Source organism: Syntrophorhabdaceae bacterium (genome assembly GCA_028698615.1).
Classification (GTDB): domain Bacteria; phylum Desulfobacterota; class Syntrophorhabdia; order Syntrophorhabdales; family Syntrophorhabdaceae; genus Delta-02.
In genome coordinates this window covers 32,756-48,698 of the sequence record JAQVWF010000018.1, presented here as the reverse complement: position 1 = coordinate 48,698, position 15,943 = coordinate 32,756, and the positions used below count along the sequence as shown (strand labels likewise).

15 protein-coding genes are annotated in these 15,943 nt (G+C 54.6%); 8 read left to right on the top strand and 7 right to left on the bottom strand.

Annotated features, from left to right (window positions below; genetic code table 11):
* The first annotated feature begins 166 nt into the window (after window positions 1–166).
* The 4 genes from PHC90_08320 to PHC90_08305 are packed head-to-tail and all read left to right on the top strand — an operon-like array spanning window position 167 to window position 4,418.
* On the top strand, window positions 167–1,978 hold the full coding sequence (locus tag PHC90_08320; protein ID MDD3846352.1) for a methyl-accepting chemotaxis protein: 1,812 nt from the start codon (window positions 167–169) through the stop codon (window positions 1,976–1,978).
* Between the two features lie 57 nt (window positions 1,979–2,035).
* Window positions 2,036–2,401, top strand: a complete 366-nt coding sequence (locus tag PHC90_08315; protein MDD3846351.1) for a response regulator — start codon at window positions 2,036–2,038, stop codon at window positions 2,399–2,401.
* An 8-nt stretch (window positions 2,402–2,409) separates the two neighbouring features.
* Window positions 2,410–3,324, top strand: a complete 915-nt coding sequence (locus PHC90_08310) for a hypothetical protein (GenBank protein MDD3846350.1) — start codon at window positions 2,410–2,412, stop codon at window positions 3,322–3,324.
* A 23-nt stretch (window positions 3,325–3,347) separates the two neighbouring features.
* A complete protein-coding gene (locus PHC90_08305) occupies window positions 3,348–4,418 on the top strand; it encodes a chemotaxis response regulator protein-glutamate methylesterase (GenBank protein MDD3846349.1) in 1,071 nt (356 codons plus the stop codon).
* Window positions 4,419–4,526: 108 nt separating this feature from the next.
* On the opposite strand, the gene PHC90_08300 is transcribed toward PHC90_08305, so the two are convergent.
* The 6 genes from PHC90_08300 to PHC90_08275 form a co-directional block, all read right to left on the bottom strand.
* The gene (locus tag PHC90_08300; GenBank protein MDD3846348.1) at window positions 4,527–6,839 is read right to left on the bottom strand and encodes a PAS domain S-box protein; all 2,313 of its coding nucleotides are present in this window, start codon (window positions 6,837–6,839) and stop codon (window positions 4,527–4,529) included.
* On the bottom strand, window positions 6,826–7,515 hold the full coding sequence (locus PHC90_08295; protein MDD3846347.1) for a response regulator: 690 nt from the start codon (window positions 7,513–7,515) through the stop codon (window positions 6,826–6,828). Before PHC90_08295 ends, PHC90_08300 begins: the two co-directional genes overlap by 14 nt.
* A 552-nt stretch (window positions 7,516–8,067) precedes the next feature.
* Window positions 8,068–9,456 (bottom strand): sigma-54 dependent transcriptional regulator, encoded by a 1,389-nt coding sequence (locus PHC90_08290; GenBank protein MDD3846346.1) that lies wholly within the window; start codon window positions 9,454–9,456, stop codon window positions 8,068–8,070.
* Window positions 9,457–9,585: 129 nt separating this feature from the next.
* A complete protein-coding gene (locus PHC90_08285) occupies window positions 9,586–10,209 on the bottom strand; it encodes a hypothetical protein (protein ID MDD3846345.1) in 624 nt (207 codons plus the stop codon).
* Window positions 10,210–10,328: 119 nt separating this feature from the next.
* A complete protein-coding gene (locus PHC90_08280) occupies window positions 10,329–13,016 on the bottom strand; it encodes an adenylate/guanylate cyclase domain-containing protein (GenBank protein MDD3846344.1) in 2,688 nt (895 codons plus the stop codon).
* Window positions 13,017–13,071: 55 nt separating this feature from the next.
* A complete protein-coding gene (locus tag PHC90_08275) occupies window positions 13,072–13,515 on the bottom strand; it encodes a peptide chain release factor-like protein (GenBank protein MDD3846343.1) in 444 nt (147 codons plus the stop codon).
* A 156-nt stretch (window positions 13,516–13,671) separates the two neighbouring features.
* On the opposite strand from PHC90_08275, the gene PHC90_08270 reads away from it, so the two are divergent.
* Window positions 13,672–13,965 (top strand): hypothetical protein, encoded by a 294-nt coding sequence (locus tag PHC90_08270; protein MDD3846342.1) that lies wholly within the window; start codon window positions 13,672–13,674, stop codon window positions 13,963–13,965.
* On the opposite strand, the gene PHC90_08265 is transcribed toward PHC90_08270, so the two are convergent.
* The gene (locus PHC90_08265) at window positions 13,913–14,854 is read right to left on the bottom strand and encodes a hypothetical protein (GenBank protein ID MDD3846341.1); all 942 of its coding nucleotides are present in this window, start codon (window positions 14,852–14,854) and stop codon (window positions 13,913–13,915) included. The two genes, PHC90_08270 and PHC90_08265, sit on opposite strands and share 53 nt — an antisense overlap.
* A gap of 69 nt (window positions 14,855–14,923) precedes the next feature.
* On the opposite strand from PHC90_08265, the gene PHC90_08260 reads away from it, so the two are divergent.
* Genes PHC90_08260 through PHC90_08250 form a run of 3 tightly spaced genes read left to right on the top strand, consistent with a single transcriptional unit; the run spans window position 14,924 to window position 15,932 of the window.
* Window positions 14,924–15,196: a hypothetical protein gene (locus PHC90_08260; GenBank protein MDD3846340.1), complete on the top strand. Its 273-nt coding sequence runs from the start codon at window positions 14,924–14,926 to the stop codon at window positions 15,194–15,196.
* A gap of 15 nt (window positions 15,197–15,211) precedes the next feature.
* Window positions 15,212–15,724 (top strand): Hsp20/alpha crystallin family protein, encoded by a 513-nt coding sequence (locus PHC90_08255; GenBank protein ID MDD3846339.1) that lies wholly within the window; start codon window positions 15,212–15,214, stop codon window positions 15,722–15,724.
* Complete coding sequence (locus PHC90_08250) at window positions 15,714–15,932, top strand: NifU family protein (protein MDD3846338.1); 219 nt, start codon at window positions 15,714–15,716, stop codon at window positions 15,930–15,932. Before PHC90_08255 ends, PHC90_08250 begins: the two co-directional genes overlap by 11 nt.
* The last annotated feature ends 11 nt before the right edge of the window (window positions 15,933–15,943 follow it).

Genomic DNA, 15,943 nt, shown 5'->3' with positions numbered 1-15,943 from the left:
AAGCTCCGGCAGGCATCCGTTCTTCGTCCTTTATACTTGAAACGTGAAACCGTCCTTTATTCCTTAAGTTATCCCCCAAAATAGCGACAATTAACAGTATAAGAGCGGTAGAGATTTACCTCCGCGAAGGAACAAATACCTGTGAAGCAGAGGAAGGTCTGGATAAATGGATGACATCAGAAGGGAGATGGCGACTCTGGCGACTCTGGTCGATGGACTGATCCCCGGGACGGAGGAGGAATTCCTCTTCATCGGTTCTCGTCTCAACGAAGTGCACATCGAGGTCGAAAAGATATCACAGCAGGCGTCGTCCCTGGTAGGTATGCTCGACAGTTCCGTCATGAAGGGAACCATAAACCGCTTTCGAGACATCCTCGAGAAGATGGACAGACACATCGGCAGGTCCGACACCAGGTTCGGATCGGGGATGGTTGCCCTCAGGGATGTCCTCAATGCCGTCTCCCACGTTGGAGATCCCCTGGCCAATTTCCGGAAGATCGTAAAGACCTTGAAGATACTCGCCATATCGACAAAGATAGAGAGTGCCCAGCTGAAGAGGATGGAAAGTGATTTCATCAACCTGGCGGCCGATGTGGAGGAACTCTCCGCGCTCATCCACGATAAATCCGCCGGCATCGAAAGAAATCGGGTCTCCCTCATGTCTCTCACAGGGGCCACTCTGTCCGAGATCGTCAGCATAAACGAAAAGAGCAGGGGTTATGTCAGTGAAGTCCTGGGGAATATAAGGTCGAACATTGCCCTTCTCGAGGACAAGCACGACCTTTCCTTCAGCGCCGCGGATTCCATGTTGAACCGCTTCAATGCAGCCTCGAAACAGGTTGGCGAAGTTGTCATGTCTATGCAATTCCATGACATAACCCGTCAGCAGGTGGAGCATATCAGAGATGTTCTTGGAGCGATGGAGAAAAAGCTGGAGAGCACGGGGCGTGAGGTCGAGGGCGATACCCGCTGGCCTTCGCCGGGGGTACTGGCCGAAGCCGCCATTGCCTGCGAACTGCAGAAGGCCCAGCTTAACGACGCCCAGAACAAGTTCGTCCATGCAGTGAACACCATTATCGAAAACCTCCGGGGCGTTGTGCGAAATGTTTTCAGAATAATCGATGATATCCAGAAGATCACCGGAGGGACGGACCTTATAGCGAGCTCTTTTCTCTCTGATATAGATTCGGGAACGACCGCCGTCATCGGCAGGCTGGAAGACACAAACCGCGCGGAAGGAGAATTCCTGGACGCCATGGGAGAGCTTTCTTCCGCCGTATCGACCATATCGGGCCTTGTGGACGACATCGAGGAGATCGGTGAGGAGATCGAGCTCATCGCGGTCAATGCCCGCGTCAAATCCGCCCATACCGGCACCGAAGGCGCGCCGCTGGGGGTGATAGCAGAGGCCATATGGCACCTTTCCATGGATGCGACCTCACAAAAGACCACCATCTCCGACCTTCTGAAAAAAGTTGTTGTCGCCACGGAGGGTCTGCAGATGGTGGCGAAGAAGGAAACGACCGAAGAGGACTCCGACAGCCGCAGTATCATCGGCGAGCTCTCGGATCTTCTCGGTGAGCTCAAGGGCATGAACGACGGGGTCGTGGCTCTCGTGAAGGAGATCGAAGGGGGCAGCCGCGGCCTTTCGGACCTCATCGAAGAGACCATTGACAGGATAACGGTCCACGAGAACCTTGGCCGCGAAGTCGCCGGTCTTGCCATTCGCTTCGATGAGGTCATTGATATGGCAAAAGGGAACGTTTCCCGGGAAGAGCTCGAGAGGGCGCGAGGCCGGTCCCTGGAGTATATCGAAAGCAATTACACGATGCAGAGAGAAAGGATCATCCATCAGAGCGTGGCGTCAAATGTCATTCCTTTTGCCGGCAAGGACAGGGAATGTGCGGCCGTGCCCACCGTAGACAACGATGATGTTGCCTGCGGTGATGATCTTGGCGACAACGTGGAGCTCTTTTAATGATTAACACCGTGAGTGTGAAGAAACCGCATCTTTTGACGCAAGGAGGAGAATACGGTGACGAAATGTATCATGACTGTCGATGATTCTGTAAGTGTCCGCCAGATGGTGAGTTTCACCCTCAAGAATGCGGGGTATGAGACGGTCGAGGCTAGCGATGGACAGGACGCGTTGTCCAAGCTCAACGGTTCGGCGATCCATATGATCGTCACCGATCTCAATATGCCCAACCTCGATGGGATCGGCTTGATAAAGGAGGTCCGAGGCAAGGCCGCATACAAATTCATACCCATCATCATGCTCACGACGGAGTCCCAGGACACCAGAAAACAGGAGGGGAAGAGCGCCGGGGCCACGGGTTGGATAGTCAAGCCCTTCAAGCCGGAGCAGCTCCTGGCGGTAGTGAAAAAGGTCCTGGGATAGGACCCGTGATGGCCCGCCCCGGTAACTCAACAGGCCGTACCGCCGATCCTGGCTCCGTCAGACTGTCGAACAAGCTTTTTGATGAACTGAGCGTTTTCATTCACAGGGAGGTGGGGATCAAGATCACTCCCGTCAAGAAGGTCATGCTCGAAGGAAGACTCCAGAAAAGATTGCGCAGGCTGGGCATGACGTCCTTCGAGGAATACTGTGCGTATCTGTTCAGCGACGAGGGACGCAGCGGCGAGCTGGTGAACATGATCGACGAGGTGACAACGAACAAGACGGATTTCTTTCGTGAACCGGCCCATTTCAATTTCCTCATCTCCCGGGTGCTGCCCGCTCTTATGAGGACGGGCACGTTCTCCCATGCAAATAAGCTCACCATATGGAGCGCCGGTTGTTCGAGCGGTGAAGAACCCTACACCATCGCCATGGTCCTCAAGAACTTCACGGACGCCGCAGGTGGGCGGGCGATTCCCTTTCAGATCATAGCGACGGATATCTCCCAGCGCGTTCTGGAAAAGGGTCAGCGGGCGATATATGAAGAAGAGAGGGTTGCCCCGGTACCTCTCGAAATTAAAAAGAAGTTCCTGTTGAGAAGCAAGAACCCGGGAACGGGCCTTGTCAGGCTCGCCCCCGAAGTAAGGTCCTGCGTCTCTTTCCGGAGACTCAATTTCATGGACGGTGACTTCGGCTTCCGGGAAATGATAGACGTGATCTTTTGCAGGAACGTGATCATCTACTTTGACAAGATCATTCAGGAAAAGCTTCTGAATAAGTTCTGCCGGTCCATGAAACCGGGCGGATATATCTTTATGGGTCATTCGGAGACGCTCTTCGGCATGGACCTTCCCCTCGAACAGGTTGCACCGACAGTATACAGGAAAACAACGATGACCAGCACCCTCAGAAAGCCCCGATGAGGGAGGGCGGCGGTGGAGGTTCCATGGCAGGTAAGATCAAGGTTTTGATCGTTGATGATTCAGCAGTGGTGCGGCAGGTTCTGGAAGAGATATTTGCAACCGACCAGACGCTGGAAGTGGTCGGCTCAGCCAGAGACCCCTTTGTCGCCGCGGACATCATGAGGCGCGTCGTTCCTGACGTCATAACCCTCGACGTGGAAATGCCCCGGATGGATGGCATTACCTTCCTTCATAAGGTTATGACACAGAGGCCGATCCCCGTCGTCATGTGCTCGAGCCTTACAGAAAAGAATTCCGAGACGGCGATGAAGGCCCTCGAGTACGGGGCGGTGGACATCATTGAGAAACCGCGCATGGGCGTAAAACAGTACCTTGAGGAATCGAGAGTCATCATCTGTGATACAGTGAAGGCGGCGGCAGAGGCCCGGCTGGGGCGCGCGAAGAAGAGCCTTATAAAGGTGGAACCGAAGCTGACGGCCGACGCCGTCATCGAGAAAGCACCCACGCGCGCCATGATCCAGACCACGGAGCGCGTTGTGGTCGTTGGCGCATCGACAGGTGGAACGGAGGCCCTCAAGTCCTTCCTTCAGGCCCTGCCGCTTGACGCTCCTGGCATGGTCATCGTTCAGCACATGCCTGAGCATTTCACCGCGGCTTTCTCAAAGAGGCTTGACGGGATCTGCCGCGTTTCGGTGAAAGAGGCACAGAACGACGATACCGTGGTCCGGGGACGTGTCCTCATTGCACCGGGAAACAAGCACACCCTTCTCAAAAGAAGCGGCGCGCGGTACTACGTTGAGGTAAAGGAGGGGCCGCTCGTGTCCCGCCACAGGCCTTCCGTTGATGTCCTCTTCCGGTCCGCCGCGCGGTATGCGGGAAAGAATGCCGTTGCCGTCATCATGACAGGAATGGGCGACGATGGGGCGAAAGGGATGCTGGAGATGAAAGAAGCGGGTGCGTACACTATAGCGCAGGACGAAGCAACATGCGTCGTCTTCGGCATGCCGAAGGAGGCCATCAAACTTGGTGCCGTAAAGACCGTCTCGCCCCTCGAACATATAGCCGGTGTCGTGATGAGAGAGAGTATAACCTAAAAATAATAACCAATGACCAAAGGAGAACCGGCACCGGTATCATTATTTTTTTGGTTATTGGTTATTCTCCTTGCTTCCTGAATGCCGGACAGCAGCGCCCATAAACCGTTACCTGTTACCCATCACCTTTTTCAACACTTCACTGAGGTCTTCTATCCTGTATGGTTTTACGAGAACACCCTTGAAGCCGTGGTCCTTGTGGTTGATTATCTGGGGATCGTTGGGGTAGCCGCTCGAGAGGATGGCACAGACGGCGGGGTTGATGTGCCGGAGCTCCTGGAGTATCTGCACGCCGTTGGGCCCGATGGGAGAGATAAGGTCGAGTATGACGATATCGAAAGGAGAACCAGATTCCATCGACCTGCGATAAAGGTCGATGGCTCTCGTGCCATCAGCCACGCCGGTGACATCATGGCCGAGGTGGGTCAGCAGCATCGAAGTCGTTTGCAGTATGGACTCCTCATCGTCTGCGATGAGTATCTTAAAACGGTCTTTCTTCTCAGATCCGGTTTCGACGGGCGCGGGCTCCTTCAATGATTCCGCTGTGTGGGCCGGAAGATATATCCTGAAAGTCGTTCCTTCGTCGATGACCGATTCCACCTCGATCTGGCCGCCATGTTTCTTGATGATGGAGTAACACACCGCAAGACCGAGCCCCATGCCCTTCTGGGCACTAAAGTCCTTCGTGGTGAAATAGGGATCGAAGACCTGCGAAAGATGTTCCTTCGATATTCCTTTCCCTGTGTCGGAGATGCAGACCTCAACATAATCGCCTGCGGGCAGGAACGCTCCCTGCTCGGACTGACGGGACCTGTTCCGGACAGATATCGAGATCGAACCGTGTTCGGGCATGGCTGACCGCGCATTACGGACGAGCTGATGGATAACCTGCCGGATCTGTGTCTCGTCCGCCTTTACGGGCCAGACGTCTTCCTGGAACACATACTTGCACTTGATCCGCGACCGTGAAAGAGATATCCTGGAGACTTCCCGGATGATCGGCGGGAGATGGAGGGTTTTTTTGAGCGGGCTTCCCCCTTTCGAGAATGTAAGAAGCTGAGCGGTCAACTCCTTTGCCCTGTCGACGGTTTTTTCCGCCTCCGTGAGCTTGTCCCTGGCCTTCCATTCAGTTGGCTGCAGGTATAGCTTTGCAAGCGAGATATATCCCAGTATGGACATGAGGAGATTATTGAAATCATGCGCGATGCCTCCGGCAAGGATGCCGATCGACTCAAGCTTTCTAAAATTAAGGAGTTCATCCTCCATCTGTTTGCGCGTCGTTATGTCCCTGAGATATGCGAGGGTGACCGTCTCGCCGTTATACCGGGTTTTTGTGGCAGAAACCTCGATGTGGAGGAGAACGCCATCCTTTCGTATGCCCTTGAACTCGTAACGCTCGGGCACATCCTCGCCGGCCTGTCTCTTTGCGTTCATCGCCGTGACGAGTTCAATCTCGTCAGGGTGAACGGTCGCTGCCTGGCTGTGCCCTATGATCTCATCGGGAGAGCCATAACCGAACATGTCAACGAATCTCTGGTTGACATAGATGAAGACATCGCCGTGGAGCATGGCGACACCGTCGTTTGAATGCTCGATGGCCGTCCTGTATCTTTCCTCCGACTCCCGTACGGCCTTCTCCACGTTCTTGCGATGGGTGATGTCCGTAAAGAGGGATATGGAACCGGCGAAACGGTTCTTACTGTCGAGAATGGGGCTTGCGGAGACGATGGCCCATAGGGTCCGACCGTTTTTCCTCCTGAAGCGCCGTTCGTACTGGTCCGAAATCCCTCTCTGCCTGCGATGTCTCTTGTGAAGGTGGTCCTCCAGATCCTCTTTGAATATGAATTCATCAAGGGACCTGCCGATCATCTCTTCCTCGGAGTAGCCGAACATTATCTGTGCCTGCCTGTTGATGAGAGTGATCCTGAAGTCCTCGTCGGCGACGCATATACCCTCGTTTGCCGTGTCGACTATCTGCCTGTACTTCTTTTCGCTTTCGATAAGGGCTTCTTCATATCGGCGTTCATCGGTAATGTCCTTCATGAAGATGGCCACTCTGGGGGTCTTGTCCTGATTGTCGGGGATAGGGTACATATCTACCTCAACCAGAAAGGCATCGGTCTTTCCCTCGAATCGCGCGGCCTTTCCTTCCGCGATTACCCGGCGAACCGTCTCCCGTGTCTTTTCAGCAAAGTCTGAGGACATGATGTCATAAACGCTTGTACCGATCAGGGTATCCCTGTCAGATTCATACCTCCGGGCAAATTTGTTGTTGAGAGCGATGATATTGCCGGCCTCGCCTGTAAGGACCACCAGCTCGTCGGTTGCATTTATAAGCACACGTGCTGTTTCGCCAAGAAGTTCCGCGGCTATGGGGGTGCGGGGCGTATCTTCGTTCTTGAGAACCTTAGAGACACTCATCTTTTACATCCGGATAGTATGTGGAGAAACAGTCGGGACAGATGGCGTGGCTGAACTCGGCGTCGGAATGATCGCTGATGTATCTCTCCAATTCGTTCCAATACCCCCTGTCATCACGTATCTTCTTACAGTGGGAGCATATGGGAAGAAGTCCCCTTAGCCTCTCGATCCTGCTCGCCGCGTGCTCAAGATCGACGACAAGCTCCGACAACTCGGTTTCAAGATCCAGAATACGCATGCCCGTGCTGATGTGTGCACGAAGCTCTTTTTTCGTGAAAGGACTTCCAAGAAGATCGTCGGGACCGCGGGACGGGTCAACCAGCATCTGTCCGTCGGCGGCCGGTGTAAGGAGGATGATGTAAGGCCGTGCCGCCTGAGATGACAGGCGAATACGGCGGCAGATGGGCAGGATGTCCATATCCGGCATCGCGCCGTCAAGTATAACGAGGGGAGGGCGCACCTCTCGTTCCATGTGATCAGCAAGTTCCCTGTGATCGAAGACGACCATGGTTTCGTAGCCCCAGCCTTCGATGGTCGATTCGAGCACCTGCAGCGTAAGACGGTTATTGGCGGCAATGACGACCCTGGCCGCATGGCTATGCCGTGCCTGATCACGAATATCGGGGCAGTTCCGCCCCGACAGAGAGGTTCCATTTCTCTTTTCCGGGATGATCATGCAGAAAGGGAGAGGAGGATGTTCGTTGTTAGATCAAGGATGTTCGGGCTGAAAACATCCTCCTCTTGAATAGCCGGGTGTCTGTCGCCTGTGCCGTTAAGATCTATTGGGGGGTGGCGAAGCCTCTGTGGCAGGGGGAAAATGTGGTAGATGTATTGGGGGGCATGATCTACCTGTTTTCCGGTGCTGATGGCGAGTTTTACGTGGGAAACGGGGATGCTTCCCAATCCCTGCGCGCAAGAGGCTTCGCCGGTGGAGGTCATTGTTGATGCGCATGTGGTGCGAAAGCCAATCATATCATTAAACCAAGCAATATCTGTGCCAATGACAAAGGCCTTGATATAATTAACGATGCAGGAATTGTGACAGTCAATATTGTGGAATGGGCACCATAATTATGGAATCAATTCCATAGCACTCATCACAAAAACGAATCAATGACCGAGCCTTGGAAAGCGCCGAGACCCGCGCAATATGACCCGCGACGCTCTTTTGTTTGGTCGATTGGTGGTTGTTCTTTTAGAGTGGTTATTGGAATTTGGTAATTGGCAATTATCTCGACGCCGTTATCTTGTAATCCCTTATCTTGGTAAGCAGGGTCTTGTAATCGATCTCCAGGAGCTTTGCGGCGCGGGACTTGTTGCCGCCTGTGATAGTGAGCGCCCTTTTGATGACCTCTCTCTCGGCATCGCGGGTGGCCGTTAGGGCAACCTGTTTTAGGGGCATGAGGAAAGAGTTGTCGTCCTGATGCGCCGCGGTATCACCGACGATGAATTCAATATGCTCGGGTCGGATGATACCATCATCGCAGGCGAGCACTGCCCTGCGGATAACGTTCTTGAGCTCGCGGATATTACCGGGCCATGAATATGCCATGAGAAGCTCGGCGGCTTCGGGCGATAGCTCGCGCATCTGTTTCTCCAATTCCATTGAAGCGGCAGTCATGAGTTTCATGGCAAGAAAGGGTATATCCGACGGCCTGTCGCGCAATCTCGGCATGGTGATCATATACTCGCTGAGCCGGAAGAAGAGGTCTTCGCGGAATCTCTTTTCGCGGACGGCCTTCTTGATATCCGCATTCGATGCCGCGATGATGCGGACATCGACGTCGACGGGTTTTGTACTCCCAATGGGGTATATCCTCTTCTCCTCGACGGCCCTTAGAAGCTTGTTTTGCAGCAGGGGGGGCGTATTCTCCAATTCGTCGATGAAGAGCGTTCCCTTGTGGGCTATCTCGAAGAAGCCTATCCTCTTCCTGTCGGCCCCCGTGAAGGCTCCCTTTCCATGCCCGAAGAGCTCGCTCTCTATGAGATTTTCCGGTATAACGCCGACATCGACGGACTGGAAAGGGTTCCGGGCCCTTTTGCTCAGATCATGTATGGTCTGGGCGACCAGGGATTTCCCGGTCCCTGTTTCCCCCTGTATTATGACAGAGAAGTCGGTCCCGGCTACCTGGCGTATTTGGTGGATCACGTTCTTTATGGCGTCGCTTCTGCCGAAGAGCGATTCCAGGGAGCCGAGCATCGTGTCGTCGAGCTGGTTGAGGGCCACCTGGAGGGAATAGGTCTCGACGGCGCGCTTGATCGTAAGAATGAGTTTGTCGACCTGTGGTGGTTTTGTAAGGAAATCATAGGCGCCGAGCTTGATGGTTTGAACCGCTGTCGGGATGTCGGCGTAGCCCGTTACGATAATGACCGGTACGAACTGGTCTGTTTTCTTGAGGGCGTAGAGCGTTTCTATGCCGTCCATCCCCGGCATCTTGAGGTCAAGGAGAATGCACTGGGGCCGTTCATTCTTGAGGGCGGCTATACCTTCCTGACCGCCTGAGGCCTGCACGGGCACAAACCCATTCTTCTTCAGCAGGGTGGACAGGACGAGCCTGACCGACCTGTCGTCATCGATTATGAGGATCTTCTGAGCTGATGTCGTCCCGGAAAACATAAATGTTTTATTGATGATACAGTACAAGATAAAGGGATGTCAATCAAGAACCCCCGGGCGGGCATGCCCGACGATGGTGACCATCGCAGACTGCCGGCGGGGACCCGTCTTAAGCAAACCGGGGGATGCTCAATCCATTTCTTTCATTGACAGCAGCAGGTCAACGAGAGGTATGAGACCGGGTACTGCTCTCAACTCAGCGGCGATAGTATCCACGATGGACCTTTTCGGTGAGCCCCCCGACAACTGGACTTCCAGCGTCCTGATATCCGTTGTAAGATCCTTTCTGGCGTTTTCCGGCAGCGCCGGATCGTTGCCGACGAGGAGTTCCATGCTGGCGATGATATTTCTTATTCCTTCATTGAGTGCGGATTCCTGTTCGGTCTGGGCCGCAGGTGGAGGCTGAAAGGACGACAACACTGGCGCATCCTGTACGGAATCCGGGGAATTGCCCGCCGCCGAAGCACGATAACGCTGGTATTCACCGATTATTCCTGTTTCTCCCCCCGCGCGCACGTGGGTTTCACCAGCGAGAGTGATGAAGGCGCTCAGCGAGCTGACATGGTCATAGGCCAGCAGTATGAACCCTTTCTCCTCGAGAAGATGGCAGGCGTCGATAACCTGCTGGCGGTCCTGAACGCCCAGGTTGGCGGCTATCTCATCAACGAAGAGAAAATAATTGCTCCGTCCGAGGGTCTCCGTCTCTTCAAAGAAAGCTGCAAGGAGCAACTCGGCAAGCTCGTTTATACCCATTGTTTCCATCGGGCACCAGTATAGCAATTGTGGCGGTGAACAGTAAAGAGCGTTTTTTTCGCGAGGTCTGGATGCTTGACCACTGATGCCTCGCGCACCTGACGCTCTATGGTCCTCTCTCAGCGTGCATCCCCCGTGAACACCTCCCTCACGGTCATCAGGAAGGCGGCGATGAGGCTTGTAATTCCGCCGAAGATGAGGAATGCCTTCTGCAGTGACCAGGCATTGGGAAAGAGTGAAATGTCCATTCTGGCCAGGGCCGTGTTGATCTGGTCTGACATGAGGGGAAACATGAATATTTCTATGAAGAACACGATGGAGAAGAAAACGGCGGTGTATTTGAGGAATTTGAGGCACATGCGGATTATATGGGCGGAAAGATCGAGAACCTCCAGCCTGCTTTCCAGAGAGGCGAGCTGACTGGATATGTCCTGACACATGTGGTAGCAGCTTTCGAATTCTCCGGATGATTCGAAATAGCGCACGTCGCCCGTCTTTTCAAGAGACCGCTTGAGATAGGAAAGCCGTCTCCTGTGCTTTTCCGCAAGGTGGGAGTAGCGATAGGCCTTCAAGAAGGCATCGGCGCTCTCGAAACGGGCCCGCAGACCCTTCATCGTCTCTGCTATGGTCTGGGACTGTTCATTGATGGCGTTCCTGCACATGGTTCCAATGGCGCCGCAGCGGTGGGGGACCTCGAGACAGCCGAAATAGCTCTCGGACCGTACCAGCCCCTCGATGTCCCGAAGTACGGGCTCAATGGTCTTCAATGCCGAGGGCGGCAGCAGGGAACGGCACCTGCCGAAGTCCTTCCTGGCGTCTTCGAAGTGGGAAAGGGCGTCCTTCTTTGCCTCCGTCAGCAGCTCTGTCAGATGCGCGTAGATGGTGTTCCTGTACGGTGCGAGGGCGGGATCGATCAGCGCGATGACAAAGAAGTCGTCGTCGTCCCTGATGAGCTTTACAAGCTTCTTGATGGCCGACTTTTCGTCTTTTTCCTCGAATCTGTTGATAACATCCTCGTAGATGGCCTGGCGGCAGCTTCGGTCGAGAAGAAGTGTTGCGCTGAGTCTGACCCTGAACCTGTTGAGGTCTCCGGACAGTTTGTACAGCCGGGCAAGGATCAGAGAAGCATAGACCTTGCGGATGGTCGAGTGGGCGAACTCAAGCGCCTTCTTGAGATCCGAGATCGCGGCCGGTATGTCCCCGACCTCCATATTGAGGAATCCAGATACGCAGAATGCGCTGTAATCCTGAGGTTTTCTCTCCAGCGCAAGTTTTAGGAAAGACCGTGCCTTATCGTAATTAGATACGCGCAGCGAATCCTGTGCCAGCCAGGCGAAGCCCCCCTGGTTTTCTGTGAGGGCAAGGCTGAGCGAGTCCCAGGAATCCGCCTTGCTGTTCCAGAGTATCTGAGAAAAACGAAGCTGAAAGACGGATCTGATGTCGTAAAAGGCGTGGGCGATAAGCTCCTTTCCGGTGGGAGCCGTTCCTGTCGAAGAAAGATTTCCCCCGAGTTCTATGTCAACAGGCGATCTTTCGATGGACAAGGCCAGGTCTTCGATCGCCTGCATGGGGAAATATCCGAGATGATGGATGGACTTGCCCGTTTCGGTAAGCGTCCTGGATGGGCAATTGGACATCTTGTGTCTCGTGCTTCCGCAATAGAAACAGGGGGAATAGGCACCCTGTGCCGCCGGGGCTATCGTTTCGGGAAGAGGGCTCTCGGGTGTTGCCTTCCTCCCTTGCTGCCCTGATATCTTGAAGAGAGGGCCCGCGGGTTCGAAAAGAAGGGGGGTCTCGCCGGCGACGCGTTGGTGGCTTCGCATTTGCTGGCACACGTCGAGGGATACGTAGATACCGCCGTATGGAAGGTCATCGAGATCGGTTCCCGGGCCATTGGTCAGGAGAGCTTCTTCGTCCCGGGCAGAGGCGCCGGTTATATAGATCTTCACGGGCAGGACGGTGCCCGGCGGCGTTCCTTTTTCTGCGAGCCTCGAGAGTATTCTTCTCGATGCCTGGATCGCGGCAGGTGTTGTGGCGTAGACGAAGACCGGTTTGTCGTCCTGCGATCTGGTTACGGAAAGGCACTCGTCGCCGGGGGGGTCGTCCTCCTGGCCTCGGGACAGGTCGGCGGCGTCCACAATGCTCCGGATCTCAGGATGAAGGGGATCGGGCACGAGAACCATGAGGATCTTCCTCGACGGCGCGCGGGCATCGGCGTTCTCCCATATGACCCTGTATATGCTCAGGCCGTCTGGAACATTCTTCATGTTCCAGAAGTCGATGCGTTCGAATTGGATCAGGGGAGCGTCCTTTGTCGTTTCATAAACCTCGTGGGAAATGAAAATCTGATCTCCGCCGGCAAGGTTTGTCAGCTTGGCGGCAACGTTCACCACGTCTCCGTAGATATCCTTTTCCTCGACTATGACTCTGCCGTGGTGCAAACCGATCCTGACGTGGATTGCTTCCTCGGCGCTGTTCTCGTTATTGTGGAGTCGGAATTCGTGCTGCATCTTTATCGCGGCCTTGAGCGCTTCCACGGGATCGGGAAAATAGGCAAGGATGGAGTCGCCCACTTCCTTTATGAGTGCGCCGCCGTACTCTTCGACTACGGACGTGGCCATATGATGGTGGGTTCTGAGCATTTCCCTGCCGCGGATGTCACCATGGGTCTTGAAAAAACTTGTCGAACCGACCACATCAGTGAACAATACGGCGATGTCCCGCATGGACGCATCAGGGTATGCCTCTATGAGGGAGGTCAGGAAGTTGTCTACGGGCTTTTCTTTAGAGGCGGCATAGAGGCTCATGGCGTACGGGTTATTTATCGGCAGGATGAAAGCAAACTTTAGGCGGGACGGCTTCTCAGCTGTCGTCTGGATAATCCGAGTTCCCGGGCCGGAAGGAACGGTCCTTTTTCTTCTCTCCCGTGAGATGCTTGAAATGGAGGACCTTTTCCTTTGCCCTCCTCGAGCGCCTTCTTTTCTGCCGTTTTATCTTCTCCCGTGCCTGCTGCCGGCTGCTTTCCTTTCCCAGCGCGATCCCCTCGATCTTGTCAACCAGGATCCGCCTTGCGAGGAACCTGTTCAGGGCCTGCGAGCGCTCCCTCTGGCACTTCACCTCAACCCCGGTGGGAATGTGCTTCAGATAGACGCAGGTGGAGGTCTTGTTGACATTTTGACCCCCATGGCCCCGGGAGCGAACGAATCGTTCCGTGATGTCCTTCTCATCGATCCCCAGTCTCTCCATCCTCTCCCGAAGGGACCTATCCTTTTCGGGACTGACGGAGAATTTGAAAGGCACGGTCATCAGATAACCTCCGTCAAGAGGATACAACATCGGGTTCCCTTTTCAAAACGGTAAAATGCACTTTTGCCGGGGAAGGGAGACAATTTCTTTTCGAAAAAAGTAATATCCACTGGATCCACCGGACCCGTACATGATCCTGATACGAGGAGTGAGACAATGAAGGGAGTTGAAAAGGGCCTTCTGCTTTTGATCCTGTTCTGTACCGCCATTCCTGGATGCGGCCGGGAATTGCCGGTAAAAGAGGGCGAGGAGTTGCGTGCCTCGTCCGATGTGCGCTACGGGAAGGAACTGGAGGAGATCAGGAAAGACCTCAGGGGCGACATCAAGATAAAGCTGAGGAGGGACGGGAAGGGCGCCTATTCCTGGGAGATCGCGGGCAAAAGCCCGGAGGAGATCATCAGGGCGAACAATGCTCTGAGCAAGAAGATCGATCACGGGAAGCAGGAGTGAGGCCGATGGAGAGGGCATACCGGAGTGCGTTTTCGTGTTCCTCAAGGGTGATCCTCCGTGAGATCTCCGGAAATTCGTCGGCCCGGTGGCAAGGGTAATACTGGGACATGATGTTGAGATATGTATTCCCGGAAAGCTCGGAGGCTATGCGGTCAAGGACCTTTCGTGTATCGTCCGCGGCGCCGGGCATGACCAGATGCCTGATGATGAGTCCCCGTTTTGCTATGCCGCCAGGGTCGGTAACGAGGTCCCCCACCTGCCTGAACATCTCCCTTACCGCTGCCCATACGACGACGGGATAGTCTTCCGCCTGGCAGTACCGCGATGCCAGGGCAGGGTTGAGAAACTTTATATCCGGCATGTAGATATCGAAAACACCGTCGAGGAGCCTGAGGACCTCAAGAGAATCGTAACCTCCGCTATTATAAACGAGAGGAACAGTGAGGCCTTTCTCTATCGCGAGAGGAAGGGCCCTGACTATCTGGTGGACGTAATGGGTAGGGGTGACGAAATTTATATTGTGACATCCTTTTCCCTGAAGGTCCACCATGACGTCGGCAAGGGCGGCAGCCGAGCAGCTTATGCCCTCTCCGCGAATGCTGATATGGGGATTCTGGCAGAAAGCACACCTGAGACTGCAGTGTGTCATGAAGATCGTTCCGGAACCCCAGGTCCCCACGAGGGGCGTTTCCTCTCCAAAATGAGGTGAAGCGGAGGAGATGTAGAGACCATACGGGGCCTGACAGTAACCCCTCTCGCCCCCCATCCTGTCAGCCATGCATTGCCTGGGGCAGAGCACGCAGGGGGAGGCGAGGGAAAGAAGGGCCGTCAATCTGTCCTCGAGCACGCCTTCGGAAAACAGTCTCATGTAGGATGGGAAATCGGACATGACACTTTAAAAATATCATACAATGGTTTATCATTGTACCATAAAGAGTCCGGGAGGCGAGGTTGACCGATGAAGAAATTCGAGTATACCGTTAAGATCTATTCGATGGATGAGCTGAAGAAAGGCGGTGTCGATATTGAGGAAGAAAATAGTATCGTCTACGCCTGCAGGCCTGGCGGCGAATGCGAAGTCCATAACGTCGGAGTGGAACAGCTCGATAATCTTTCCGGCTTGCTCAATGAAATGGGGGCATCCGGGTGGGAACTCGTGGAGCTTGTCTTCCACCAGTCAGGCATCGTAAGTTTCTGGAAGAGGCTGGTCGCCGCACCGCAAGGGGCATAACAGGAGGTATCACACATGCCTTTGACGCCGTGGAAATCTATGTGGGAAACCAAGTTTCCCTCTTTACGCGAAGAGATGGACCGGGTCTTCGAGGAATTCTTTGGCGAGGCCGGGTTCCCGACCCTGCGCGAGGCGGACTGGCTTCCCGCGGTTGACGTAGTCGAGAGAGAGGGGGACATCGTCGTGGCTATGGACATACCGGCGATCGACCCGAAAGAAGTGAAGATAACCATCCTCGAGGACAAGCTGACCGTAGAGGGTGAGCGCAAACGGGATGAAGAGTTCAGGGAAGAAAACTGTTGCCGTTCCGAGAGGGTGCATGGATCCTTTCTGAGGTGCATTCAGCTTCCAGCCGGTGTCGTGGGAGAAAAGGCCTCAGCCACATACAGAGAAGGGGTGCTGAAGATCGCGGTCCCCAAATCGCAAAAGCCGGTGTCGTGGGAGATCAAGGTCAGCGTACAGGAGCCGCGCCGCGCCGAAGTCCCGGCACGGCCCGTAAAACAACGGAGGAAAAAAAATGAAGGATAAAGTCCAGCAGGTGCTCGAGAAGATCAGGCCTCTCCTGCAAAGGGATGGGGGAGACATTCAGCTTATCGATGTCGTCGACGGTGTTGTTAAGGTCAAGCTGCAGGGCGCGTGCGGGAGCTGCCCCATGAGCATGATGACCCTGAAGATGGGCGTGGAGAAACAGCTCAAACAGGAGATTCCCGAGGTCAAAGAGGTCGTCTCCGTTTGAGAGACAGACAA

Coding starts and splice junctions, on each gene's coding strand:
- PHC90_08320 (MDD3846352.1), top strand. CDS start 167: ATGGATGACATCAGAAGGGAGATGGCGACTCTGGCGACTCTGGTCGAT.
- PHC90_08310 (MDD3846350.1), top strand. CDS start 2,410: ATGGCCCGCCCCGGTAACTCAACAGGCCGTACCGCCGATCCTGGCTCC.
- PHC90_08305 (MDD3846349.1), top strand. CDS start 3,348: ATGGCAGGTAAGATCAAGGTTTTGATCGTTGATGATTCAGCAGTGGTG.
- PHC90_08300 (MDD3846348.1), bottom strand. CDS start 6,839: ATGAGTGTCTCTAAGGTTCTCAAGAACGAAGATACGCCCCGCACCCCC.
- PHC90_08295 (MDD3846347.1), bottom strand. CDS start 7,515: ATGATCATCCCGGAAAAGAGAAATGGAACCTCTCTGTCGGGGCGGAAC.
- PHC90_08290 (MDD3846346.1), bottom strand. CDS start 9,456: ATGTTTTCCGGGACGACATCAGCTCAGAAGATCCTCATAATCGATGAC.
- PHC90_08285 (MDD3846345.1), bottom strand. CDS start 10,209: ATGGGTATAAACGAGCTTGCCGAGTTGCTCCTTGCAGCTTTCTTTGAA.
- PHC90_08280 (MDD3846344.1), bottom strand. CDS start 13,016: ATGAGCCTCTATGCCGCCTCTAAAGAAAAGCCCGTAGACAACTTCCTG.
- PHC90_08275 (MDD3846343.1), bottom strand. CDS start 13,515: ATGACCGTGCCTTTCAAATTCTCCGTCAGTCCCGAAAAGGATAGGTCC.
- PHC90_08270 (MDD3846342.1), top strand. CDS start 13,672: ATGAAGGGAGTTGAAAAGGGCCTTCTGCTTTTGATCCTGTTCTGTACC.
- PHC90_08265 (MDD3846341.1), bottom strand. CDS start 14,854: ATGTCCGATTTCCCATCCTACATGAGACTGTTTTCCGAAGGCGTGCTC.
- PHC90_08260 (MDD3846340.1), top strand. CDS start 14,924: ATGAAGAAATTCGAGTATACCGTTAAGATCTATTCGATGGATGAGCTG.
- PHC90_08255 (MDD3846339.1), top strand. CDS start 15,212: ATGCCTTTGACGCCGTGGAAATCTATGTGGGAAACCAAGTTTCCCTCT.
- PHC90_08250 (MDD3846338.1), top strand. CDS start 15,714: ATGAAGGATAAAGTCCAGCAGGTGCTCGAGAAGATCAGGCCTCTCCTG.